Below are 23,500 nucleotides of genomic sequence, written 5' to 3' on the forward strand. Positions count from 1 at the left end.
TCAGACGAGGGGGGCCACCGGTGTCGGCACCGGCTCCGGCTCCCCTCCTTCCCCGTTCTGGGGCACACCCCGCAGGGTGAGGTTGATGCGGCCACGGTTATCGATCTCGCGGACGCGCACGGTGACCTCGTCGCCCACCTTCACCACATCCTCCACCTTCTCGACACGGGCTTCCGAGAGTTGGGAGATGTGAATCATGCCTTCCTTGCCAGGAAGAATCTCCACGAAGGCCCCGATCGGAATGATGCGGGTGATCGAACCATGGAACACTTCGCCCTCGTTCACCTTGCGGGTCAGCCCTTCGATGATCTTCTGAGCCTCTTCAGCGGCTGCCCCGTCGTGGGAGGCGATGGTGACGATGCCGCTGTCCTCGATGTCGATCTTCGTGTTGGTGCGCTCGGTGATGCCTTTGATCGTGCGGCCGCCTGGGCCGATCACCGTGCCGATCAGTTCTGGATCGATGCGGAAGCTGAGCAGACGGGGAGCGTGAGGGGACAGTCCCTCTCTCGGAGTATCGATGGCCTCGAGCATCTTCTCGAGGATGTGCAGCCGGGCTGGACGTGCCTGGTTGACCGCTTCGGCGATGGTCTTCACGGCCAGACCCGTGATCTTCATGTCCATCTGCAGGGCGGTGATGCCCTTCTCGGTGCCGGCCACCTTGAAGTCCATGTCTCCGAGGAAATCCTCGATTCCCTGGATGTCCGTGAGGATCCGAACCTCGTCTCCCTCCTTGATCAGGCCCATCGCGGCTCCACTGACGGGAGCCTTGAGAGGAACGCCGGCGTCCATCAGGGAGAGGGTGCTTCCGCAGACGGAACCCATGGAGGTGGAGCCGTTGGAGCTGAGCACCTCGCTCACCACACGCACCACGTAAGGGAAGGTGTCCTTCGCCGGTAACACGGGGATGATCGCGCGTTCCGCCAGGGCGCCGTGGCCGATTTCGCGTCGGCCGGGGGAACGCATCGGTCGGGTCTCACCGACGGAGTAAGGGGGGAAATTGTAGTGATGCAGGTACAGCTTCTCGGTGTTGGGATGGAGGTCATCCATCTCCTGTGCATCACTGGGGGTGCCGAGAGTTGCGGTGGACAGCACCTGGGTGAGGCCACGCTGGAAGAGGCCTGATCCATGCACCCGCCGTGGCAGAACCCCTGCCATGGCGCTGATGGTGCGCACCTGATCGAGGGTCCGACCGTCCACGCGCTTGCCGTCCTTCAAGATCTGCTCCCGCATCAGGGCCTTGGTGAGCGCCTTGAAGCTGTTGGGGAGCAGTTTTGAGCTCGTGGCCACTGCCTTGCGGACGGCATCGTCTTCTTTCAGCGCTGCGATCGCTTCCGTGACCTCTGCTTTCACGGCATCGAGCGCCTGATCCCGCTCCTCCTTGGTCTGCTCAAACTTCTTGAGCACCTCACTGATGGCTTTGGTGCACTGCTTCTTCAGGTAGGCGGGCACCGTCGTGTCCTCCTCCGGAGCCTCCGGTTTCACCTGTTCGATGCCGAGATCCTTCAGCAGGCCCTGCTGTGCCTTGATCAGTTCGCAGATCGCTTCGTAGCCGAAGTCGATCGCCTCGATCACATCCCCTTCCGGCAGCTGATTCGCTCCGGCTTCCACCATCACCACACCGTCGGGAGTTCCGGCAACGATGAGGTCGAGATCGCCACGTTCGATTTCCCGATAGCTGGGGTTCAGCACGAAGTCATCCCCCAGCAGGCCGACGCGGACAGCCGCCATCGGACCGTTGAAGGGAATCCCGGCGAGCAGCGTCGCGATCGATGCGCCCGTCACGGCCAGCACATCGGCAGGAACACGTTCGTCCAGGGACAGACAGGTGGCCACCACCTGGAGGTCGTCCCGCAGCCAGGATGGGAACAGCGGCCGCATCGGCCGGTCGATCAGTCGGGCGATCAGGGTGGCTCGTTCAGGGGGCCGACCTTCCCGGCGCATGTAGCTGCCTGGGATGCGCCCCGCTGCGTAGAGACGTTCCTCGTAGTCGCAGATGAGGGGAAGGAAGTCGATTCCTTCGCGGCCTGTGGAGCGTGTGGCGGTGACGAGTACGGCGGTGTCTCCGCACTCGACAAGAACTGATCCGCCTGCTTGCGGCGCGAATCGTCCGGTGGTCAGTCGTATCTCACGTCCGTCAAATGAGATCGACTGGGTTTGTCCTTGCACGACTGTTTATGTCCTCTTTCATGTCTCATCCTTACACTTCGCGGTTTCCGCTCACAACAAAGGGGGGATGCCGAGACTGGTCCCCCCTTTGTTGTGCTCTTCCAAACGTTGATCCGTCGTGAGGATCTACCAGCTGGATTTGACGACACCGGGCAGTTCGCCTTTGTGGGCCCGCTCGCGCAGCTGATTGCGGCACAGACCGAAATCTCTGTAGACGCCGCGGGGCTTGCCGGTGGCCCAGCAACGGTTGCGGATGCGGTTGGGGGCACTGTTCCGCGGCAGGGCCTGGATCTTGCGATGAATTTCCAGGCGATCCATCGGATCAACAGCTGCGTTGAACGCCGCCATCAGCGCTGCACGCTTTGCGGCGTAGCGCTCGGCCATCTTCTTGCGCTTCACGTCGCGGGCGATCATCGACTTCTTGGCCATGCAGCTGACTGGTACAGACAGACGAATCTCGAATGTTACTAGGTCGCGGTTGATCCGATCAGCGAGCCATCAACTGCTGCACGGCAGGCAGCTGGCTTGTGTCCCGCACGATGAGGACAAGAGTCAGTCCCGTCAGCAGCAGAAAACCCGACTGCGCAAACGCCAGCTGGAGCCGTTCCGGCACCGGGCGTCCCGCGACGGCTTCGATTCCCAGCATCAGCATCTGCCATCCATCCAGCAGGGGCACCGGAAAGGCGTTCAGCACAGCGAGGTTGATGGAGATCAGGGCGGTGAACAGGGCCAGGCCGCCTCCCCCCTGTTCACTCAGCTGCGCTCCCATCTCGACGATCTTCACCGGTCCGCTGAGTTGCCCGGCCGTGGATTGGAAATTGGTGATCAGTCCGCCGAAGCCACGCACGGTCTGCTGAATCAGCTGCAGGAACTCCGACACGGTGTATCGAATCAGTTCGACAGGCCCGCTCACCGGACGACTGGCTGCGCTGAGATTCACCTGCAGTTGAGCTCCGATCCGCCCTTCACCCTGTTGCTCGTCAGGACGCAGGAGGATCACGTCACTGCTGTCCTGGCGTTCGCGGGTCAGCGAAAGGGTCTGCTGCGGAGCAGCCTTGATTTGCCGCACCATGGACTGGACACCGTCTTGGCCGGCGGCAAGTCCCGCGTCATCGATGGAGAGGATGCGGTCTCCAGGACGCAGCCCCGCCGTGTCCGCCGCTCCCCCGGGCTGAACGTTCACCACCAGCACGCCCGGCTCGGGATCCGCGGGCAAACCGATCACAGCGAACTGTCCGAACAAGACCAGAAGTGCCAGCAGCAGGTTGGCCAGAATTCCAGCCGACACCACAAGGGCCTGCTGGGACAACGGACGGTTGCGTTTCAGATCCGGGTCATCAGCCGGAATGGAGCTGTTCTCATCCTCATCGGGAAAGGCGACGAAGCCGCCCAGCGGCAGCATGCGGATCGCATAGGTAACGCCGCGGCGCTGGCGTTTGATCAGGGCAGGGCCAAAACCGATCGAGAAGCCGCTGACACGCATTCCCAGCAGCGTGGCCGCCAGGAAGTGGCCGGCTTCATGCACTGCGATCAGCAGGGCCAGGACTGCTATCGCTGCAAACACATTCATTCAGCCGTCAACCCCGCATTCGGCTCATTCTGGCTGCAGTCGTTCGCGGCCGACGTAGGGAACAAGGGCGTCGGGCATCCGGATGCTGCCGTCCGGCTGCTGGCCGTTCTCCAGCAGGGCCGCCATCGTGCGACCCACCGCCAGTCCACTGCCGTTCAGGGTGTGGACCAACTTGGTGTTCTTGCCTTCCTTGGTGCGGATGGAGGAGCGCCTGGCCTGGAAATCGCCGCAGACGCTGCAGCTGGAGATTTCCCGGTACGCGCCGGCTCCCGGCAGCCACACCTCCAGGTCGTAGGTCCTGCGGGCCGAGAAGCCGATGTCGCCGGTGCAGAGATCGAGCACCCGGTAAGGCAGTTCCAGAGCCTGCAGCACCGCTTCGGCATCGGCGGTGATCTGCTGGTGGGCCTCCTCGGAGTGATCCGGATGCGCGAACCAGTACAGCTCAACCTTGTTGAACTGATGGAGACGGATTAGTCCACGGGTGTCACGGCCGTAGCTTCCCGCCTCGCGCCGGAAGCATGGGCTGTAGGCGGCATAGCGGAGGGGAAGCTGATCCGCCGGGATGATCTCATCGCGATGCAGGGAGGTCACAGGAACCTCGGCTGTGGGGGTCAGCCAGAGGTCATCGTCGGAGCAGCGGAAACAGTCTTCAGCGAATTTGGGCAGCTGACCTGAGCCCGTGAGGCTGGCGCTGTTCACCAGCACCGGAGGAAGCACCTCCCGGTAACCCTTGCTGGTGTGGAGATCCAGCATGAAGTTGATCAGGCCCCGCTCCAGCCTGGCTCCCTGACCCATCAGGGTGACGAAGCGGCTCTGGGCGATGCGCACCGAGCGCTCGGTGTCGAACAGGTTCAGACGTTCGGCGATCTGCCAGTGCTCCTCAAGGCCCTCCTCCTTTCGAGGCGTTCCCCATCGCCGCAGTTCAATGTTGTCGGATTCATCCCTGCCGTCGGGGCAGTCAGGAGAGGGAAGATTCGGATACGTGAGCAGCTGCTCCTTCAGCTGAGAGGAGAGGTGCTTTTCCTCCTCTTCCAGTACGGCCACCTTCTGCTTGATGGCGTTGCCCTGATGCCGCAGTTCAGCCACCTCGTCCCCTTTCGGATCGGCGCCGCTCTTGATCTTCTGGCCGACCTCTTTTCCGATGCGGTTGCCCTCCGCCTGCAGACCGCTGCGTTCTTCCTCAAGCTTCCGCTGCTGCTGGGCGATCACCTGCAGTCGCGTCAGATCGACAGCCTTGCCCCGACGCCCCAGTTCATTGGCGATCTGTTCGGGATTGTCACGCACAAGGCGCTGGTCGAGCACGGGTCCTGCGGCGAGGGCGCGGGCAGCCTATGGCAGGCCGATCAGAGCACCTGGCCGACCATGACAGCGGCGACGGCGGAAAAGAGCGTGATGCCCAGCGCGGTGAGGGGGTTCTGACCCTGCGCCACGGCCACGGTTGTGATCACACCGGCACCGAGGCAGGCCACGGCGAGCTGTGAGGTGAGATCGTTCTGGCGCTCCAAGGTGCTGATGCAATTGCTTGGACCGTAGGGAGATGGCTTAACCCCGCCTTCATGAACCACCGCCTTCTTTACGCCACGTCAGGGTTCGTTACGTGTCGCAATGGAGGCGGGGCGGGCCCGGCCCCCTGAGGCCCATTGCTTCAGCGCTTCCAGTTGTTCGCTGGCGGTCCGGGAGAGAGGGACCAGCTGGGACGCGGCCCGGATCAGATCCGTCTCGCTCAGTTCCCGAGCGTCGGCGAAGGCCAGATGCATCGCTTCAATCACCGTCTGCTCCAGTTCGGCACCTGAGAATCCATCACTGCGACTGACCACCGTCGCCAGTGGAAGACCCAGTCCCGGGCGCCGGCGCTCCAGATGCAGCTCCAGAATTCTCCGCCGCTCCTCGCTGCTGGGGAGGTTGAGCAGGAAGATCTCGTCGAAACGTCCCTTGCGCAGCAGTTCCGGAGGCAACTGCTCGACCCCGTTCGCCGTCGCCACGACAAAAACCGCTGATCGTTTCTCCGCCATCCAGGTCAGCACGCTGGCCAGCACCCGCTGGCTGGTGCCGCCGTCGCTGCGACCATCGCCACCGAATCCCTTGTCGATCTCATCGATCCAGAGAACGCAGGGGGCCATCGCTTCGGCCCGTTGAATGGTTTCCCTGGTGCGTGCCTCGCTGGCACCCACCAGACCGGCAAACAGTCGACCCACATCCAGACGCAGCAAAGGCATCGACCAGCTACGGGCGATGGCCTTCGCCGTCATCGATTTGCCGGTTCCCTGGGGACCCACCAGCAGCACTCCCCTCGGCAGAGGCAGTCCGAAACGTCGTGCTTCTTCGGAGAAGGCGCGATGACGTTGCTGCAGCCAGACCTTCAGGGCTTCGAGGCCGCCGATCGCCTCCGTGCCGAGATCACTGCTGCAGAACTCCAGCACCTCACTGCGGGCGATCGTCTGACGCTTCTCTTCCAGAACTTCGGCAAGGTCCTCCGCCCCGAGCTGGCCGCGTCGGGCCAGGGCGCGAGCCGCCACCTGACGCACACGCATCTCGCTCAGACCGCTGCAGGCCCGGGTGAGCTCCTCAAGAGCCGGCGGTGCAAGCGGTTCACCGCTGCTGATGCTGATGCTGGTGATCAGCTGACGCAGATCCTCTCCGTCCGGAAGGGGAAGATCCAGCAGCGTCAAGGTCTCCTCAAGGTCCTGAGGAGGGGTCCATGCACCGCAGCACAGCACCAGGGTGTGTGGTGTGCTGCGCAGGGAGCCGTTCAGGTTCCGCAGCATCCTTGCCACGCCGGGATCGTCGCAGAAGCGATGGAAGTCCTTGACCATCAGCAGGGTTGGACTGCTGGCCTCCAACTGCTGAAGCCACTGGAGAATCGCCATCGGCTGACGGCTGCCGAGTCCATCGGAATTCAGCACCCCGCTGAGTCCCTCGATGAAATCCCAGCAGGCGAGCCGCCGTTGCAGGCGTTGGGTCGCCTGGGCCAGCAGGTCCTGAACCCGGCCTTCCTCATGGCTGCGGATCCAGATCAAGGGCGTGCGGGCACGGATCAGCAGATCGAGCTGGTCGCTCCAGGCAGCGCTGCTCATCGGTTCCGAAGCTGGCGGAGAGCCTCCCAGCGGGGGTCCTGGACGGCCCCGTCATGGTCTTGATTCAGACCGGGAGCCCCAGGACAGTGATCCCCACAGCGGTTGACCACCGGTCTCTGCAGATGAAGCTGCTCGAACACCCATTGCTCAGGGTCGAAGTGACCCCGCGGGTCCAGGCATTCCACCAAACCCTCCATGCTGGCGACGTCTTCCGAAGCCTCCAGCTCCTGCTCCGACGGTGGAGCATCACCGAGCCAGATCAGTTCGGAGGGGCTGCAGCTCAGCTGCTGATTGAACTGCCCTAGGCAGCGGTCACAGGTCAGGGTGACGATGGTGGCGAGTTCCGCGTCCACCGCCAGCACATTGCCGCGATGCTCTGCCGTCAGATGCCCTCGGACCGGTGTCAGGGATGGCATGGCCTCCAGATGGCCTTCCACGGGCCAGTTCCGGGGAGCTCCCAGAGCGCGGAGCTCCTGCAGGGCCACGGGCTCCAGCCCCTGGATCACTTGCCGCCCTTGGGTTCAAAGGGAAGCCGCGCATCGCTGCCAGCCGAGCCACCGGAGGTGGCGGTGACCGCAACGGTCTGCTGGGACATCTGCTGCTCGAGGATCTTCTGGAGATTCTCAGGCAGCGGTTCCTTGGCGAGGATGAAGGTCTGCAGGCCCTGGAAGATATTGGCGATCAGCATGTAGAGCAGAACACCGGCGGGAAGGGGGAAGAACAGGAACATCCCGGTGATCATCACCGGTGTGATCTTGTTGGCTGTCGATTGCTGAGGATTGGCGGGCATCCCCATGCCGGACAGCAGCTGTGACAGGAACAGCGTCACGCCGAATCCACCCACGAGGATCGCGATATCCCAGTTGATCGCACCGTCGGCGTAGAAGCCGACCTGCCCGAGTGCCTTGATGAACAGGAAGCCGCTGCGGGCTGCCAGGCCGGGAATCTTGGCTTCCACGGTGGCGTCCCCAGGGGTCAGCGCTGTCACGCTGCCATCAGGGCTGATGCTCACCACGCCCTCGCCTTTGGTGACGCTCCAGCTCGGCAGGAAGCGTTCGGGGTTCTCGAGTCCCTTGAGGACATCGGAGAAGGGACGGCCGTCTTTGGTGTGGAGGTTGATGTCGGCGGAGTCTCCGACACCGATCTTGGTGCCGCGGGGCAGGCTGGCGATCACCGGAACGTGATCCCTCTCGCCGATGAAGATCGAGTGGCTGGCGCTGTTGAAGGGCTTCGGTTCAACCGCAGCGATCTGTTCCGACGGCAGCACCTTGATGTTCACCGTGTAGGGAACGTCGGCAAAGGGTGATCCCCGCAGGGTGGCGAAGAGGGCGAACAGGATCGGCATCTGCACCAGCAGGGGCAGGCAGCCCGCCAGTGGACTGCCGAACTCCTTCATCACCTTGCCCAGTTCTTCCTGTTGCTTCTGGGGGTTATCGGCGTAGCGACTCTTGATGTCAGCCTGACGCTTCTGCATGACGGGCTGGGCGATCCGCATGCGTCTGGCACTGCGGATGGAGCCGGCGCTGAGCGGGTAAAGAGCGATGCGGATGACCAGCGTCAGAGCCACGATCGCCAGTCCGTAACTGGGGACCAATCCGTAGAAAAAATCCAGGATCGGGATCAGCAGGTTGTCGGAGATGTACCCGATCACGTTGAAGGTCCCGTGGGAGAAATCATTGTGATGCCAGTGTGCAGTACCACCGGATCAGGCGGCGAATCCCTCGACCGCCTGGCCGGCTTGTGGCGACGATCGGCGTTCGGCCATCCGCTCGAGGATGTAGGCCTCCGTCTCGCGGAAGTTGGGCATTGAGCGGAGTTCGAGACGGGAACCGTCACTGAGCACCAGCACCATGTCTCCCCAGGCACCCAAGCCCCGGGGAACGCTGCGGACCTCCTTGATCTGGGAATACACAACCTGGGTTTTGTCCCGTCCCATCCAGCCGCCGCTGACGGAGACGCGCCGGTTGGTGATCCGGAAGCGCAGCCACAGGGACCTGACCACCGCTCCGATGGTGAAGGGGAGGCCGATCAGGGTGATCCCCAGCAGCAGGTTGAAGATCAGATCTCCTCTGGCAGGTCCACCCTCGTAGTGGATCTGCTCATTGGTGGTGGTCATCCTTCCAGCCCGGCATCTCTCAGAAGACTGTCGCATTCCTTGAGCAGTTGCGACGGATCCACCTCCCCAGCCTCCGGACGCAGACTGAAGAGCAGCCACAGTCCGGCCAGGTCCTGCCGGGATTCCAGTCGCTGGCGCAGATGGTCATGCAGCCGACGTCTCAGCCGGTTGCGCTTCACGGCGCGTTTGCTCACCTTGCTGCTGATCACCAAGGCGCATCGGCAGCTCACGTCGGGCTGACGACGGAGTTCAGGCCGGAGCAGACGCACCTCTGCCTGCACCACCCTCAGCACCAGCAATTGCCCGTGATGGCGACGACCGGTGCGGTGCAGGCGGTTGAAGCAGCGGTGTCCCCTGAGACGCATGGACGCGGGGAGTGCCATGGGCCCGACTGCGGGACAGGTGCGTCAGACCGCCAGTCGCGAACGCCCCCGTTTCCTGCGGGTGCGGATCACGCGACGGCCCGTGTGGGAACGCATGCGGACGCGGAAACCGGACACCCGCTTGCGTTTGCGGCTTGTTCCTCCCAGGGTGCGTTTGGTCATCTCAGTGGTCTGGCTTCCGGCCGATCAGAACTCGTAAACCTATCAGTCAGTCCATGTCGATCAGCCAGCTGCCGACGTAGCCGGACATGGGCACGTCGCCGGGGGCCTGAATCAGCGCGTTGAGCTGGTACATCCGCTTGCCTTCCGGGTTGAACAGCTTGATCCGCAAGGCGTAATCACCCTCCACCGGAATCGGCTTGTCCGGGAACACCTCGATGGCGGTCTGCTGCTTGTTGATCTCGATGGTGGCTGGAATCTCCTCGATGCATTTGGTGCGGTGCATCATTCCGCCCTTGCTCATGCGGCAGACCGCCATGCGTTCCGTCTTCAACTTCGAGTCGAAGTAATCGGGAACGGTCACCGTCAGCTTGAGGATGGCGGTCTTGCGGTCCTTGGCCCGCAGGGTCAGATACCAGGTGGCGCGTTCGTCCGGCAGGGTTGAGGTCAGGTAGTAATACAGCTTCCGGTAGTCCCGGTCGGTGTCCCAGCGGAACTCCATCAGACCAGGCGTGCCCTGGGCTCGGACCGGCGCGGACTGAGGTGCAATCAATGCCGGGGCCAGCACGAGGCCGGCGATCGTCCCCGCCGGCAGCAGACGGAGAAACAGGTTGCGGAGCATGGCACCCACTCGAATGAAGGGATTCTCCTGAGACCCAAGCCAGGAAGGAGAGGCTCTGGGCCGGCGCCTGAGCTGTCAGTTGTGACCGGATCTGTCCGGCCGGAGCATCCGGGCACCTTCGAGATAGGGGTGAACCGGCAGCTGCCCTTCCGGCAGCCACGCCAGGGCCAGAACGCGGATGCAACGTTCCAGATCCCCCGCGACGGCCATCTGCTGGCAGTCCAGAAGCGCCACCCGGTCCCAGCCGCGGCGACTGCGGGCGACGGCAGCGGGAAAGCAGGCGTTCAGATCCCCGGTGACGGAGAAGGTCACTGACACAATCCGGTCCGCGCTGAGGTCGTTGCGATCGACCAGGGCATCGATCAGGTCGGCAACGGCCTTCTGGATCGCGTCTGAGCTGTTTTCGGGACAGGTGGTGGCTCCGCGCAGACCGATCAGCTGCAGGAGGGTGCCGCTCATGGTCGATACAGCCAGAGAACCTGACCGCTCCCCATGAGCTCGATGCAGAGACGGTTCTGAAGTTGCTGGATCAGCTGAGACCCCGGCAGGAGGCCGGTGAGTTTGCGGCGACTCTTACCGAGTGTCACCGGACGCAGCTCCTCATCCAGCTCCGCCAGTCGGGCCGCGAGTCGACGGGCATGTTCCTCATCCCCGAGCTCATCGACCAGACCGAGTTCCTTGGCCTGAGCACCGCTGAACACCCGACCGTCGGCGAAGGCCTTGACGGCCTCACGGCTCATGCCGCGACCGTCCGCGACGACGCCGACGAACTGGTCGTAGCTGCTGTCGATGAGCTCCTGAAGCAGAGCCCGTTCCGCGTCGCTGAGCGGTCGATCCGGCGAGAGGATGTCCTTGAACGGTCCGCTCTTCACCGTGTCGAAGCGGATTCCGATCCGCTCGAACACTCGCGAGAGATCGTTGCCACGCAGGATCACCCCGATGGAGCCGGTGATCGTGCCGGGATTCGCGACGATCGTCTCGGCGGCCACCCCCACATACACACCGCCGGAGGCGGAGATGTTGCCGAAGCTGGCCACCACCTTGCAGCCCTTGTCCCGCAGCCTCATCAGGGCGGCGTGAATCTCCTGGCTGTCACCGACGGTGCCCCCTGGGCTGTCGATCCGCAGCAACAGGGCAGGGAATTCCCGCTCGCCGACCTCCCTCAAGGCCTTGAGCACCCGCAACCGGGTGGCGCCTGTGATGGGTCCGTCGAGAACGACTCGGGCCATCTTCCGGCGGGATTTACGACGCCACGGCCAGGCCATGTCTCACAGCTGCTTCCTTCCGGATCTTAAAAAGGCCCTCAACCCCCCATCCCGATGCCAACCTCCGCCCGCTGGCTGCTGATGGTGCTTCCATTCGCGTTGTGGGGCACGGCGATGACGGCGATGGCCCCGCTGATCCCGACGGGCGGCCCCTGGCTCGTGGCCAGTCTCCGCCTGCTTCCTGCCGGAATCGCGGTGCTCCTGTGGGTGCGTGCCTCGGGGCGCTCCCTGCGCATCGATTCGAGGGACCTGGGCTGGTTCGGCCTCTTCACCCTGGTGGATGCCTGCCTGTTTCAGGCCGTGCTGGTCCGCGGTCTGGAGCAGACCGGAGCGGGTCTCGGCTCGGTGCTGATCGACTCTCAGCCTCTGATGGTCGCGCTGCTCGCCAGGGCTCTGTTCGCTGAGTCGATCAATCCTGTGGGCTGGCTGGGGCTGGGCCTCGGCCTGGCTGGCGTTCTCTGTCTGGGGGTGCCTGCTGACCTGTTGCGTCACTGGTGGCTGCTGGCGGAGCGGCCCGCGATGCAGGACCTGCTGCAGGCAGGAGAGGCCTGGATGCTGCTGGCCGCTCTGGCGATGGCGTTTGGCACTGTGTTGATCCGCTTCGCTTCGCGTCACAGTGATCCGGTGGTCACCACCGGCTGGCACATGCTTCTGGGCAGCCTCCCGCTTCTGCTTCTCTCCTGTCTTGAACGTGGGTTCGCGCCCCCTGCCTGGAGCGGTTTCGACTGGACACGCATGGCCTTCGCCAGCCTCCTGGGCAGTGCCCTGGCCTACGGCCTGTTCTTCTGGTTCGCCAGCCGGCGGGATCTCACCGGTTTCAGCAGTCTTGGATTTCTCACACCGGTGTTCGCCCTGGCCACCGGTGGCTGGTTCCTGGGCGAGCGACTGGCGCCGCTGCAATGGTTCGGGGTGTTTCTGGTGCTGTTGTCCGTGCTCTGCGTCAGTCAGCGAAGACGCCTCTGGGAGCCTGCGGAGTCTCAAGCGGCATGAGCGAGCTTCCACTGGATCTGGTGCTGCTGAGCACCCCGATCGGCGCCCTTGGCAGCGGCCGCGGCGGCGGGGTGGAACTCACCCTCACCTCTCTGATGCAGGGGCTGGCTGAGCGGGGGCATCGTCTGACCCTGATCGCCGCTGACGGTTCCTGCCTGCCGGCTGGATGCGAAGCGGTTGATCTGGTCATGCTGCCGGGCGCGGATCAGCCCAGCTGGCAGCACGCCGCTGAGGATGCCCCTGTGGTGATCCCGAGAAACGGCCTGCTGCCGTCGATGCTGGCTGAAGCCCTCAAACGCGCCCCTGCCGCCGACGCCGTTCTCAACTTCGGCTACGACTGGCTGCCTCTGTGGACCACGCCCTGGGTCTCGGTTCCCCTGTTTCATCTGATCAGCATGGGGGATGTCGCGGCTGTGATGCGCGACGCGATCGAGTCTCTGGCGCGGTGGGACCAGCGGCGTCTGGCCTTTCACACCCGCCGGCAGGCCGCTGATTTCCAGCTGCCGTCACCAGCGCGTGTGGTGGGAAATGGCTTTGACCTGGGTCGCTATGAGCTGCGGCTCGCGACGGACGGACCCCTCGGATGGGCCGGCCGCATCGCTCCGGAGAAGGGGCTGGAAGATGCTGCGGCCGCGGCTGCTGCACTTGGAGAGCGCCTGTTGGTGTGGGGCCTGAGAGAAGATCCGTCCTATGCAGAGGCCGTGGAGGCTGGCGTCCCGGCCGGCACCATCGACTGGAGAGGGTTTCTGCCGACGCACGAGCTGCAGAGGGATCTGGGGCGTTGCCGGGCACTGATCAACACGCCGAAGTGGAATGAGGCCTACGGCAATGTCGTGGTCGAGGCCCTGGCCTGCGGGGTCCCGGTGGTCGCCTACGACCGGGGCGGGCCAGGGGAGCTGATCCGCTCCGGGGAGACCGGCTGGCTGGTGCCTCCGGACGATCGCCAGGCCCTTGTGGAGGCTCTCGATCGGGTGGGGCAGATCGATCGTCGCTGCTGCCGCTCCTGGGTGGAGGACAACGCCACCCGGGCGGTGTTCAGCGGTCGCGTGGAGCGCTGGATCAGGGATGGGCTCGTGGAGGATGCCAGCATCGGCGCGCAGCACTGAGGGGCCGGCGTTGGTGGTGGTGTCGGACAGACAGCGAAGACGGGTGCTGGGGCTGGTCATGGTCCTGGCTGTTCTGATCGCTCTTTGGCGACTCGGCAGCACGGGGCTGATGGATGAGACGCCGCCTCTCTTCGCGGCGGCCGGTCGGGCGATGGCCGACACCGGCGACTGGCTGACTCCCCGTGTCAACGGCTTGCCGCGGTACGACAAACCACCGCTTGTGTACTGGCTCATGGGGGGCTTCAACGCCCTGCCGGGCCGTGAAACGTGGGATCCGCTCGGCAGCTGGGCAGCCCGTCTGCCATCCGCTCTGGCGACCGTGGCGATGATGCTCGGCCTGTCCGACACCCTGCTGCGCTGGCCTCAGCCAGGCACCAGCCGTCCTGGGAGGACGGCCGTTGCCGCAGCTCTCGCCTTCGCCCTCTCACCGCTGGTGCTCGTGTGGACCCGCACGGCGGTGAGTGACGCTCTGCTCTGTGCCCTGCTGGGCCTCAGCCTGCTTCTGCAGTGGCGCCGTTTCGCCTGCCCCGAGTCGGTTCGCTGGTGGCCCGCCTGGGTGGTTCTCGGCCTGGCGGTTCTCGCCAAGGGTCCCGTGGCCGTGGTCCTCACCGGTCTGACCCTGCTGATCTTCGCGGCGCTGCGGCGAGATCCGGTGACACCCTGGCAGCGCTTGCGTCCCCTGCAGGGACTGCTGATCACAGCCTCCGTCAGCCTGCCCTGGTATGCCGCCGAACTGCTGGTGGAAGGCCAGCCGTTCTGGGACAGCTTCTTCGGCTACCACAACCTCCAGCGCTTCACCTCGGTGGTGAATGACCATCTGCAGCCCTGGTGGTTCTTCGGTCCGGTGATGCTGGTGGCGGCTCTTCCCTTCACACCTCTGCTGCTGGTTGGTCTGGCTCAGGGGCTGCGCGGTCGCCCCGAGCCGCCGGATTCCCTTCAGCAGTTCAGCAGCGCCTGGCTCCTGGCCGTGCTTCTGCTGTTCACCACAGCGGCCACAAAGCTTCCCAGCTACTGGTTGCCTGCCACCCCGGCGGCTGCACTCCTGATCGCCTTGATCGCCGCCCGGCCGTGCTGGCCCGTTCGGGCGGCCTGGCTGAGCACGGCTGCTCTGGCTCTGCTGCTCGCCGCCGGCTTCTGGAGTTCACCGATCTGGGTTCCCCTGATCAGCGATCCGGAGATGCCCACCCTGGCTCCCGACCTGCTGGCCAGTGGTTTCGTGCTGAGGGCTGCGGGCTGGTTCACGGCTGCCGGCCTGATCGGAGTGCTGTTGCATCGACGCGACGCCCTGGTGGCTCTCCTCGGGATGCAGGGGGCCCTGGTGCTGTTCCACTTGACCGCTCTCGTCCCGATCGCTGAGCTGGCGGATCAGCTGCGTCAGCAGCCCGTGCGGCAGGCCGCCGCACGGATGAGCGAGTCCCGTCAAGAGCGGGAACCGCTGGCGATGGTGGGCGCGATGAAGCCGTCGCTGCACTTCTACACAGGACGGGTGATCCTGTTTGAGGGACGCTCGGATGGGGCTCTGGTGAACCTGGCCGATCGACTCAGCCATGAGCGCCGGCGCGGTTGGCAGGGACATCCCCTGGGTTCACCGCAGGCTTCCGACACCCTGCTTCTGGTGATCGACCGTGGCACCGCGCGTCAGGAGCACTGGCGAGGTCTGAATCCGCAGCTGCTCGGCAGCTACGGCATCTATGAGGTCTGGCGTCTCGATCGGAGCCGGCTGGATCAGCGGGCTGCTGCCCTGATGCAGGAGGGGGTCGATGCCGACTGGCGCGATCCGAGGCCCGAGCGGTTCTGATCGATTAAAGGGTCAGCCGTTCCCGGTGGCAGAAGCCACAACATCCCCAGAGTGAGACCTCTCCCTTGGGAGCCGGTCGGCCGCAGCGCGGGCAGCTCCCCATGCCGTGGACGTCGGCCCGACTGGGATGGCGGGCCCAGATGCTGGCCTCGCTGTCGCGATCGCGCGTCGTCGCCGGATGGTGCTGTTGGATGCGCAGGTCCTGGATGGTGTGGCCAGCGGCCCGCAGGGAGGCCAGAAGCTGAGAACGGCTGTACTGCAGGGCCTGACGCCACTGGGGATGGCTGGCACCGATGGTGAGGATGCCGCGTTGAAGACTGAGGGGCTGGCAGTGAGGGGCCAGATGAGCTCCGGCGATGCGGGGCCAGTCCTGCCAGAGGGCCGCCAGGCTGCCCTCGCGATGCCAGTCGCGTTTGAGATCCTCAAGGCAGTCCTGGAGAGGGGCTGCCGGAGTCGGCTGGGGCGCCTGCAGCAGCTCGAGCCCTCTCAGTCGACGGCGTTGAGAGTCAGGAGCCACGGCCATTGACTGACATTAGGAGGGTTTCTGCCGGATCTGGCTAACCTCAGCCCGGATCCGGATACCTCCATGGGCTTCTTCGACCGCCTGAGCCGACTGGTGCGCGCCAACGCCAACGCCGCCGTCAGCGGCCTGGAGGATCCAGCCAAGATCCTCGATCAATCCGTCGCCGACATGCAGTCGGACCTGGTGAAGCTGCGTCAGGCGGTGGCCATGGCGATCGCCAGCCAGAAGCGGCTGCGCAACCAGGCTGAACAGGCCGAGACGCAGTCGAAAACCTGGTACGAACGTGCCGAGCTGGCACTGAAGAAAGGCGAGGAGGACCTGGCCCGTGAGGCTCTGAGCCGTCGCAAGACCTTTCAGGAGACAGCCACATCCCTGAATACCCAGATCCAGGCACAGGACGGACAGGTGGAGACCCTGAAGAAGAGCCTGGTGGCGCTCGAGGGAAAGATCGCTCAGGCCAAGACGAAGAAGGACATGCTCAAGGCCCGGGCCGAGGCGGCGAAGGCTCAGCAGCAGCTGCAGAGCGCCGTGGGCAATCTCGGCACCAACTCCGCCATGGCGGCGTTCGAGCGGATGGAGGACAAGGTCGAGCAGATGGAGGCCACAGGTCAGGCAGCGGCCGAGCTCGCCGGGGCCGATCTGGAGAGTCAGTTCGCTGCTCTGGAAAGCGGAGATGATGTCGATGACGAACTGGCTGCACTGCGCCAGCAGCTGAAAGGCGGCCCCGAAGCGGTTGCCCTGCCTGCGGCCGAGAGCCAGCCCGCTGTTCAGCCGGTCAAGGTGGAGCAGGTCGACGCTGATCTCGAGGAGCTCAAGCGCTCCATCGACAAGCTCTGATCCGGCGTTCCTCCGGTCCCGGAACCTGCATAGGATTCAGATCTCTCCTGCCCTACGCCGTGTCCTCTGCAGTCGCCGATTTCACTGATGCAGCTTTCGAGGCTGACGTTCTCAGCGTCAGTGGCACGGTGCTGGTTGACTTCTGGGCTCCCTGGTGCGGACCCTGCCGGCTGATGGCGCCATTGATGGACTGGGCTGCCGAGACCTACGGCGACCGTCTGACCGTGGGCAAGCTTGAGGTGGATGGCAACCCCGGAATCCGCGACTCATATCAGGTGCAGGGAATTCCCACGCTCATGCTGTTCCGCGACGGTCAGGTCATCGCCCGACACGAAGGGGCCATCGCCAAGCCACAGCTTCAGGCTTTCCTGGATGCCAACCTCTAGGCGCCTCGCGGCCCTTGGTAACGGCACTTTCGCTCGCTGTGATCGGCAGAAGCTGGTTCATCGCGCGCTCGCGGAGAGGGGTGAGGCGCTTCCACTGATCGACCTCTCGCTGGGATCCTCGGATCTGCCCCCTCCACAACCGGTGCTGGAGGCCATGGCGGCTGCTCTGCCGTCGCCTTCCAGTTCGGCCTACTGCCTGCAGGCCGGAACAGCGCCGTTTCGCTCAGCCGTCGCCGCATGGTGCCACCGCCGTTTCGGCGTGACCGTTGATCCGGATCGCGAGGTTCAGCTGCTCATCGGTTCGCAGGAGGGAACGGCGCACCTGCCTCTTGCCGTGCTGGATCCCGGAGATGCAGCCCTGCTGCTGGATCCCTGCTACCCCTCCCACCGGGGAGGCCTGATCCTGGCCGACGCCGACATTCAAGCCCTCCCCCTCCGCGAGGCCGACGATTGGCGTCCCGATCTGGAGTCCCTCCCCGGCAGTGCCTGGGATCGCCTCCGCCTGTTCGTTCTCGGTTACCCCCACAATCCGACCGCCCGGGTTGGAGATCAGGATCTTCTCGATCAGGTGATGGCAAAGGGGGTGCGGCACGAGCTGGTGATCGCCCATGACAATCCCTATGTCGATCTGGCACTGGAGGGGGAGGCACCAAGCCTGCTGTGCAGTCCTGGCTGGCGTTCCTGGGGGATCGAATTCTTCTCGCTCTCCAAAGGCTGGGGGCTCGGGGGCTTCCGCCTCGCTTTCGCGGTCGGTGCCCCGCCCCTGATTGAGGCCCTGGGTCAGGTGAAGGCGGTGGTGGATTTCAATCAGTCCCTCGCGCTCCAGCGGGGCGGCATCACAGCGTTGACGCAATGTGCCGACTGGCCGCAGCGTTTGCGCACCACCTACCGCTCCCGACGGGACGGCGTTCTGGCCGCTCTGGCCGAACGGAAATGGGGTGTTCCCTGTCCTGAGATGGGCATGTACCTCTGGATGCCTCTGCCCTCAAGGGCATTGGAGCGCGGCTGGTCTGACGAACAGGTCGCCTCGGACCTGCTTCGTCGCAGTGGCGTGGCCCTGACGCCTGGATCCGGTTTCGGATCCCAGGGGAGCGGCTGGCTGCGTATGGCTCTGGTCAGGCCCGTCGAGGAGCTCCAGTTGGCCGTCGATCGCCTTGCGGAAGCCCTTGCCGCCCTGGACTGAACCCTCCCGGGGATGTGGAGGAGCTCTGGCCCTCTACCGGCGCAGTGCCGCTGCCGATGCCCGGCCATGGCATCTTCGCTGGGTACCGGTCTGCAGCAGCACCGAGCCGCTGCTGGGGCGCTGGCTGCGGAACGCGCCTCAGCTGGACCACCCCCGGGCCGTGATCGCTGGTCGTCAGATCAGGGCCACAGGTCAGTGGGGACGCCCATGGATGTCCCCTCGGGGTGGGCTCTGGATCAGTGCCGCGTTGCCCTGGCAGGGCAGGCCACCCGCCAGCGCGATGCTAATCGGGCTCGCCGTCGCGACGGGTCTGGCAGAGCGTCTGGAGCGGCGCGGACTGGAGGTGGCGATCAAGTGGCCCAATGATCTTCTGGTCAATGGCCGCAAGCTCGCGGGTCTGCTTCCGCGTCTGGTTCAGCGCGGCTCCACTCTTCGCCTCGTGCGCATCGGTGTCGGTCTGAATGTGGAGAACCGGATCCCCTCCCACGGAGTGGCGCTGCGTCAGGTGTTGGGACCTGCCGGGGGCTCACCATGTCTCTGGTGCGCCGAGTTGCTGCAGGTCCTGGACCGGTGCATGGAGGACTCCGTTGATCTGCGCTGGTGTGTGCCGGAGGCTGAACGGAGGCTCTGGAGTGATCGGGTGCGCGATCCGGATGATGGCCTGATCTGGTCCATCTCCGGTCTGGCCCCTAACGGGGCGTTGCGCCTGCGACGCGGCGCACAGACCAAGGACTGGACCCGTTGGTCCAGTGGTCCGGGATCACTTTCTTAAGTTGTGTTGTCGTGACCTGTAACGATCGGTGCTGCGCTGGTTCGCACTCGCCTGGTTGATCGCTCTGCCCACAGAGCTGCCAGAACCGCTTCCAACGGAGCCCGCGGCTCTGCCGGAGAGCCCGGAGGTGATCAGCGCGCAACCCCTCACTCCACCGCAGGATCTGGAACAGCTCGAGCGGAATCGGGTGATCACCAGAGAGGAGCGGGACAGCCTTGAGACCGAGACGCTCACGGTTCCTGCTGATCTTCCCCCGGTTGCGGCACCCAAGCTTGATGCCGCCTGCCGCGAAGGTGCCCTCTCCTGGAAGGAGTGCACATCAGGCTTGCTGCAGCCATCCCGATCCCGCCGGGGAACGGTGCGCGTTCGGATCAACGGACGGGAGGCGGCCAATGATGAGACAGCGTCAAGGACGGGCCGCTCGCAGCCCCCGAGCTCGACGCCGCTCACCGTCCCCGTCACGTCGCTGAACGCCGGCTCCAAGGCCTCGTTCCGCCTCGAATCGGTTTTCGCTGTGACCCCTCGCCCTTCGGCAGCCCAGGGCAATGGCGATCGCAGTCTCCTGTTTCCGGTGCTGGGTGAGGCCTTCTCCAGCAGTGGTTTCGGCTGGCGTCTGCACCCGGTGCTGGGCATCTGGCGCATGCATGCCGGTCGTGATTTCGCGGCACCGGAGGGGGCACCGGTGGTGGCGGCATTGAGCGGCTCAGTGCTCAGCAGCGGCCTGGCCGGCGGATACGGCATTGCAGTGGAACTGGAGCATTCCAATCCCCGTCGCCGGACCTTGTACGGCCATCTGTCGGAGATCTATGTCCGTCCCGGTCAGCGTGTGCGACAGGGGGAGGTGATCGGTCGTGTCGGCAGCACCGGTCTGAGCACCGGTCCCCATCTCCACTTCGAGTTGCGACAACCGTCCGGGAGCGGTTGGATCGCCGTGGATCCGACTCAGTTGGATGGCCTCCGGCCCTCCCTGGAGCCGGAAGCCCCCCGCAACGAAGACGCCGTTTCGACGTTGATGGCGCAGGTTCTGAAGACCCTGGAGCGGCCCGGCTCCGCTCTCAGCTCGTCTCGTCCCGCAGGATGAAGCCGACTCCGCGCACCGTGTGGATCAGCGTCGGTGCATCAGGCTGTTCGACCTTCTGGCGCAGGTAGCGGATGTAGACATCCAGAAGGTTGTCGTCGCCGAAGAAGTTCTCGCCCCAGACGCCACGCATGATGTCCTGCCGTTCCAGAACGGACCCGGCTCCGCGCATCAGGAAGTTCAGCAGGTCGTATTCCTTGACCGAGAGGTGAATGGCCCGATCGCCTCGGGACACATCCCGGGTGCGCGTGTTCAAGGTGAGGTCGGAGACCTGGAGGATTTCAGCGTTCTCGGCATTGCCGCTGGCACCTGAGAAGGTTTCCGCCCGTCGGTGCATGGCCCGCAGCCGGGCCATCAGTTCGTCGATGGAGAACGGTTTGATCAGGTAATCGTCGACACCGGCATCAAGGGCCTTCACCCGATCCGTGATTTCATCGTGGCCCGTGAGCATCAGGATCGGGATGGTGACTCCCCCGGCGCGGATGCGCTGACAGATGTCGATTCCACTGAAATCGGGAAGATTCCAATCGAGAATGATCAGATCCGGGGTGGGATCGGTGCGGCTGCGGATCAACCCCCCGGCGCCATCCTGTTCCACGTCGACGTCATAGCCCTCCACATCCAGCTCGAGTCGCAGCAGGTCGGTCAGTCGCTTTTCGTCGTCAACCACCAGGACACGCAGGCGGGTGACCGACTCGGGCGCCATGGAGTCCCCAACATTTGCGGCCACCTTAGGCATGCTCATGGATGACGTCCTGCTTCCTCCGTCACGCTCGTTCCGGACTGCAGCAGGTCCGGCAGCCGGAGAAACAGATCGGGCTTGAGGATGTACTCCTCCGCTCCGTTGTCCAGAGCGATCCTGCGTTTCTCCGCGTCGTCCAGGGCTGTCACGATCACCACCCGTGGACACCCGTCCTTGGACGGATTGATCCTGAGCCGTTGCAGACAGCTGAGGCCATCCATGCCCGGAAGCATCAGATCAAGCAGGATCAGATCGATGGGCTCATCTCCATAGGCCGCCAGGAAGTCTTCGGCACTGCTGAATCCGATCATCCGATGACCTTCATCGTGAATCTCGTCCTGCAGCAGTTGGCGGATATGAGGGTTGTCCTCCACCACAGCAATGCTTAGTTGTCGTGCCAACAGCTCGATTCCGGCCCCTTATCGATTCATTGTGATCCGTGGAGCGCTGGAGAGGAACTCAGCACCCTGCCGTCCTGGAAACGGGCCACCTGCCGGGCACGGGCCGCGACGTCATCTTCATGGGTCACCATCACGAGCGTGATTCCCTGTCGGTGCAGCTCGTCGAAAAGATCCAGCACCTCGGCGGTGGTCTGGGAGTCCAGGGCTCCGGTCGGTTCATCGGCCAGCAGCAGGGCCGGGCGATTGATGATCGCCCGGGCGATGGCGACGCGCTGTTGCTGCCCACCCGACAGTTGATTCGGTCGATTTTGCAGGCGTTGAGCGAGGCCGACCCGTTCGAGTGCTTCCTTGGCCCTCTCCCGACGTTCCTCCGCCGGCACTCCGGCGTAAATCATCGGCAGCATCACGTTGTCCATGGCGGTGGCCTGAGGCAGCAGATGGAACTGCTGGAACACGAATCCGAGGGAGCGGTTGCGTACATCCGCCAGTGCATCGTCATCGAGTTGCTCCACCGCCTGGCCGTTCAGCCGGTAACTGCCGCTGGTGGGACGATCCAGGCAGCCCAGGATGTTCATGGCGGTGCTCTTGCCGGAGCCGCTGGCTCCCATCACGGCGAGATAGTCCCCGCGGTGGACGGTGAGATCGAGCTGATCAAGGGCTCGAACCGTCAGGTCACCGGATCCATACACCTTGCTGACGTCGATCAGTTCGGCGACCGGTGACAACTCAGCCAAGACCCCTCTGACCGGCGAGGGCAATGGCGTTCTGAAGCATCGGGGTGCCGCTCACGGCCGCGTTCGCCCACTGGAAGAGGGGGTTGGAGAGAATTCCGCCGACGGCAGTGACCACGACACAGCCGATCAGAGCGGTCCGCAAGGGTTTCATCCCGAGCAGGGACCAGCGCACATCCGGGTAGGCCTGCACCACTTCGGAAGCTTCCTGAGGCTCCTTCACCACCATCATCTTGATCACCGAGATGTAGTAGTAGATCGACACCACGGACGTGACCAGGCCGACAACCACCAGCAGGTACTGGTGATCGGCCCATCCTGCGAAGAACAGATAAATCTTTCCGAAGAATCCCAGCATCGGGGGGATGCCTCCCAGGGAGAGGAGACAGAGGCTCAACCCGAGTGTGATCAGAGGATCTTTCTGGTAGAGCCCGGCGTAGTCGGAGATCCGGTCGCTGCCTGTGCGGATCGAGAACAGGATGATGCAGGCGAAAGCGCCCAGATTCATGAACAGATAGGCCGCCATGTAGAGGACCATCGCTGCGAATCCGTCCTCAGTGCCGCAGACCATGCCGATCATCACGAAGCCGGCCTGGCCGATGGAGCTGTAAGCCAGCATCCGTTTCATCGAGGTCTGAGCCAGGGCGACGACGTTGCCCAGGGTCATGCTCAGCACCGCCAGCACCGTGAACAGAAGCTTCCACTGACCGTCGAAAGCTCCGAAGCAGCCCACCAGGATTCTCAGGGCGAGGGCGAAGCCAGCGGCTTTCGATCCCACGGACAGAAAGGCCACCACCGGAGTCGGCGATCCCTCATACACGTCGGGTGTCCATTGATGGAAGGGAACCGCAGCGATCTTGAAGGCCACGGTCGCCAGGACGAACACGAGAGCCAGCGCGGCCAGCGGGGTCGCGCTGGTCTGGAGGGCAATGCCGATGGCCTCCAGGCTGGTGCTGCCGCTCAGACCGTAGAGAAGCGAGGCGCCGTAAAGGAAGACGGCTGCAGCAGCGGAACCGACCAGGAGGTATTTGAGAGCCGCTTCCGAACTGCGGGCATCCCGTTTCATGTATCCGGCCAGCAGATAGCTGGCGACGGACAGCGTTTCAAGGGAAACGAAAACGCTGACGAGATCCGTGGCTCCGCAGAGCAGCATCGCTCCGAGCGTGGCCGCCAGCAGAATCGCGGCATATTCCCCGACCGGCGTGCCGCTCTGCTCGGCGTAACGCCAGCTGATCAACAGAGACAGGAGTGTCGAGAGAGCGATCACGGCCCGGAAGGCCACGGCGAGGTTGTCCGCCAGGAAGGAGCCGAGGAAGGAGCTCTCAACCGGAGCGTTCCACTGGAAAGCGAGCAGCAGCAGGGCCGTTCCCAGTCCGGCGTAACAGATCGGGGGCACCCATCGGGCCGCGGCCTGCTCTCCGGCCAGATCGACCAGCAATGTGGCGATCATCGCCAGCAGAACCGCCCCTTCCGGGAGAACGGCGGTGGCGTTCAACGACAGATTCAGCAGATCGCCCGGAGCGGCCATGGCCTGAGTGGCGAGCAGAAAGGCACCCATCTCGGGCATGGCGGGCCTGGAACCAGTGGGTTTCGGCGAC

The 23,500-nt window shown here is 64.4% G+C and carries 27 protein-coding genes; 8 read left to right on the forward strand and 19 right to left on the reverse strand.

Annotated features, from left to right (window positions below; all coding sequences use genetic code 11):
- The 14 genes from KR49_RS10990 to sppA all read right to left on the reverse strand — a co-directional run bounded on the left by KR49_RS10990 (position 1) and on the right by sppA (position 11,355).
- Positions 1-2,166, reverse strand: coding sequence for a polyribonucleotide nucleotidyltransferase (locus KR49_RS10990; RefSeq protein ID WP_043695309.1), 2,166 nt, complete (start codon positions 2,164-2,166; stop codon positions 1-3).
- A gap of 126 nt (positions 2,167-2,292) precedes the next feature.
- Positions 2,293-2,595, reverse strand: a complete 303-nt coding sequence (rpsN, locus tag KR49_RS10995) for a 30S ribosomal protein S14 (RefSeq protein WP_043695312.1) — start codon at positions 2,593-2,595, stop codon at positions 2,293-2,295.
- Positions 2,596-2,653: 58 nt separating this feature from the next.
- A complete protein-coding gene (rseP, locus tag KR49_RS11000) occupies positions 2,654-3,736 on the reverse strand; it encodes an RIP metalloprotease RseP (RefSeq protein ID WP_043695316.1) in 1,083 nt (360 codons plus the stop codon).
- Positions 3,737-3,760: 24 nt separating this feature from the next.
- On the reverse strand, positions 3,761-5,038 hold the full coding sequence (gene serS, locus KR49_RS11005; RefSeq protein WP_043695319.1) for a serine--tRNA ligase: 1,278 nt from the start codon (positions 5,036-5,038) through the stop codon (positions 3,761-3,763).
- Between the two features lie 41 nt (positions 5,039-5,079).
- Positions 5,080-5,241 (reverse strand): hypothetical protein, encoded by a 162-nt coding sequence (locus KR49_RS14320; protein WP_173402149.1) that lies wholly within the window; start codon positions 5,239-5,241, stop codon positions 5,080-5,082.
- 78 nt (positions 5,242-5,319) lie between these two features.
- Positions 5,320-6,810 (reverse strand): AAA family ATPase, encoded by a 1,491-nt coding sequence (locus KR49_RS11010; protein WP_043695322.1) that lies wholly within the window; start codon positions 6,808-6,810, stop codon positions 5,320-5,322.
- Positions 6,807-7,316: a DUF177 domain-containing protein gene (locus tag KR49_RS11015; protein WP_043695324.1), complete on the reverse strand. Its 510-nt coding sequence runs from the start codon at positions 7,314-7,316 to the stop codon at positions 6,807-6,809. The genes KR49_RS11010 and KR49_RS11015 overlap by 4 nt, the downstream gene beginning before the upstream one ends.
- On the reverse strand, positions 7,313-8,461 hold the full coding sequence (gene yidC, locus KR49_RS11020; protein ID WP_043695326.1) for a membrane protein insertase YidC: 1,149 nt from the start codon (positions 8,459-8,461) through the stop codon (positions 7,313-7,315). The genes KR49_RS11015 and yidC overlap by 4 nt, the downstream gene beginning before the upstream one ends.
- 54 nt (positions 8,462-8,515) lie before the next feature.
- A complete protein-coding gene (locus KR49_RS11025; RefSeq protein WP_043695329.1) occupies positions 8,516-8,926 on the reverse strand; it encodes a PH domain-containing protein in 411 nt (136 codons plus the stop codon).
- Entirely contained in the window at positions 8,923-9,309 is a 387-nt protein-coding gene (gene rnpA, locus KR49_RS11030; protein WP_043695333.1) for a ribonuclease P protein component, read from the reverse strand. Before rnpA ends, KR49_RS11025 begins: the two co-directional genes overlap by 4 nt.
- A 24-nt stretch (positions 9,310-9,333) precedes the next feature.
- Positions 9,334-9,471, reverse strand: a complete 138-nt coding sequence (rpmH, locus tag KR49_RS13415) for a 50S ribosomal protein L34 (RefSeq protein WP_011128745.1) — start codon at positions 9,469-9,471, stop codon at positions 9,334-9,336.
- Between the two features lie 46 nt (positions 9,472-9,517).
- The gene (locus KR49_RS11040; RefSeq protein ID WP_043695339.1) at positions 9,518-10,090 is read right to left on the reverse strand and encodes a DUF2808 domain-containing protein; all 573 of its coding nucleotides are present in this window, start codon (positions 10,088-10,090) and stop codon (positions 9,518-9,520) included.
- Between the two features lie 75 nt (positions 10,091-10,165).
- On the reverse strand, positions 10,166-10,549 hold the full coding sequence (gene aroH / locus KR49_RS11045) for a chorismate mutase (RefSeq protein WP_043695342.1): 384 nt from the start codon (positions 10,547-10,549) through the stop codon (positions 10,166-10,168).
- Complete coding sequence (sppA, locus tag KR49_RS11050; protein ID WP_043695345.1) at positions 10,546-11,355, reverse strand: signal peptide peptidase SppA; 810 nt, start codon at positions 11,353-11,355, stop codon at positions 10,546-10,548. The genes aroH and sppA overlap by 4 nt, the downstream gene beginning before the upstream one ends.
- 54 nt (positions 11,356-11,409) lie before the next feature.
- Here sppA and KR49_RS11055 point away from each other — a divergent pair, with 54 nt between their 5' ends.
- The 3 genes from KR49_RS11055 to KR49_RS11065 are packed head-to-tail and all read left to right on the forward strand — an operon-like array spanning position 11,410 to position 15,249.
- On the forward strand, positions 11,410-12,345 hold the full coding sequence (locus KR49_RS11055; protein ID WP_043695346.1) for a DMT family transporter: 936 nt from the start codon (positions 11,410-11,412) through the stop codon (positions 12,343-12,345).
- Positions 12,342-13,451 carry a glycosyltransferase gene (locus tag KR49_RS11060; RefSeq protein WP_043695349.1) on the forward strand — a complete coding sequence of 370 codons (1,110 nt, stop codon included), beginning with the start codon at positions 12,342-12,344 and terminating at the stop codon, positions 13,449-13,451. The genes KR49_RS11055 and KR49_RS11060 overlap by 4 nt, the downstream gene beginning before the upstream one ends.
- Entirely contained in the window at positions 13,426-15,249 is a 1,824-nt protein-coding gene (locus tag KR49_RS11065) for a glycosyltransferase family 39 protein (RefSeq protein ID WP_043695351.1), read from the forward strand. Before KR49_RS11060 ends, KR49_RS11065 begins: the two co-directional genes overlap by 26 nt.
- A gap of 4 nt (positions 15,250-15,253) precedes the next feature.
- On the opposite strand, the gene KR49_RS11070 is transcribed toward KR49_RS11065, so the two are convergent.
- Positions 15,254-15,772 carry a DUF721 domain-containing protein gene (locus tag KR49_RS11070; protein ID WP_043695354.1) on the reverse strand — a complete coding sequence of 173 codons (519 nt, stop codon included), beginning with the start codon at positions 15,770-15,772 and terminating at the stop codon, positions 15,254-15,256.
- Between the two features lie 63 nt (positions 15,773-15,835).
- Between KR49_RS11070 and KR49_RS11075 the strand changes: the two genes are divergently transcribed.
- From KR49_RS11075 to KR49_RS11095, 5 genes are read left to right on the forward strand one after another with little or no spacing between them, the layout of a single operon-like run.
- Positions 15,836-16,609, forward strand: a complete 774-nt coding sequence (locus tag KR49_RS11075) for a PspA/IM30 family protein (RefSeq protein ID WP_043695356.1) — start codon at positions 15,836-15,838, stop codon at positions 16,607-16,609.
- Between the two features lie 59 nt (positions 16,610-16,668).
- Positions 16,669-16,995, forward strand: a complete 327-nt coding sequence (trxA, locus tag KR49_RS11080) for a thioredoxin (RefSeq protein WP_043695358.1) — start codon at positions 16,669-16,671, stop codon at positions 16,993-16,995.
- The gene (locus KR49_RS11085; RefSeq protein ID WP_043695360.1) at positions 16,982-18,178 is read left to right on the forward strand and encodes an aminotransferase class I/II-fold pyridoxal phosphate-dependent enzyme; all 1,197 of its coding nucleotides are present in this window, start codon (positions 16,982-16,984) and stop codon (positions 18,176-18,178) included. The genes trxA and KR49_RS11085 overlap by 14 nt, the downstream gene beginning before the upstream one ends.
- Complete coding sequence (locus KR49_RS11090) at positions 18,162-18,950, forward strand: biotin--[acetyl-CoA-carboxylase] ligase (protein ID WP_052378244.1); 789 nt, start codon at positions 18,162-18,164, stop codon at positions 18,948-18,950. The genes KR49_RS11085 and KR49_RS11090 overlap by 17 nt, the downstream gene beginning before the upstream one ends.
- Positions 18,951-18,978: 28 nt before the next feature.
- Positions 18,979-20,031 carry a M23 family metallopeptidase gene (locus tag KR49_RS11095; RefSeq protein ID WP_043695362.1) on the forward strand — a complete coding sequence of 351 codons (1,053 nt, stop codon included), beginning with the start codon at positions 18,979-18,981 and terminating at the stop codon, positions 20,029-20,031.
- On the opposite strand, the gene KR49_RS11100 is transcribed toward KR49_RS11095, so the two are convergent.
- Genes KR49_RS11100 through KR49_RS11115 form a run of 4 tightly spaced genes read right to left on the reverse strand, consistent with a single transcriptional unit; the run spans position 20,006 to position 23,469 of the window.
- Positions 20,006-20,734 (reverse strand): response regulator transcription factor, encoded by a 729-nt coding sequence (locus KR49_RS11100; RefSeq protein ID WP_043695365.1) that lies wholly within the window; start codon positions 20,732-20,734, stop codon positions 20,006-20,008. The two genes, KR49_RS11095 and KR49_RS11100, sit on opposite strands and share 26 nt — an antisense overlap.
- 35 nt (positions 20,735-20,769) lie before the next feature.
- On the reverse strand, positions 20,770-21,171 hold the full coding sequence (locus KR49_RS11105) for a PleD family two-component system response regulator (protein WP_253912757.1): 402 nt from the start codon (positions 21,169-21,171) through the stop codon (positions 20,770-20,772).
- Between the two features lie 26 nt (positions 21,172-21,197).
- Entirely contained in the window at positions 21,198-21,905 is a 708-nt protein-coding gene (locus tag KR49_RS11110) for an ABC transporter ATP-binding protein (protein WP_043695369.1), read from the reverse strand.
- Positions 21,898-23,469: an NAD(P)H-quinone oxidoreductase subunit N gene (locus tag KR49_RS11115; protein ID WP_043695371.1), complete on the reverse strand. Its 1,572-nt coding sequence runs from the start codon at positions 23,467-23,469 to the stop codon at positions 21,898-21,900. The genes KR49_RS11110 and KR49_RS11115 overlap by 8 nt, the downstream gene beginning before the upstream one ends.
- Positions 23,470-23,500: the final 31 nt, after the last annotated feature.

The organism is Synechococcus sp. KORDI-49 (genome assembly GCF_000737575.1).
Classification (GTDB): domain Bacteria; phylum Cyanobacteriota; class Cyanobacteriia; order PCC-6307; family Cyanobiaceae; genus Parasynechococcus.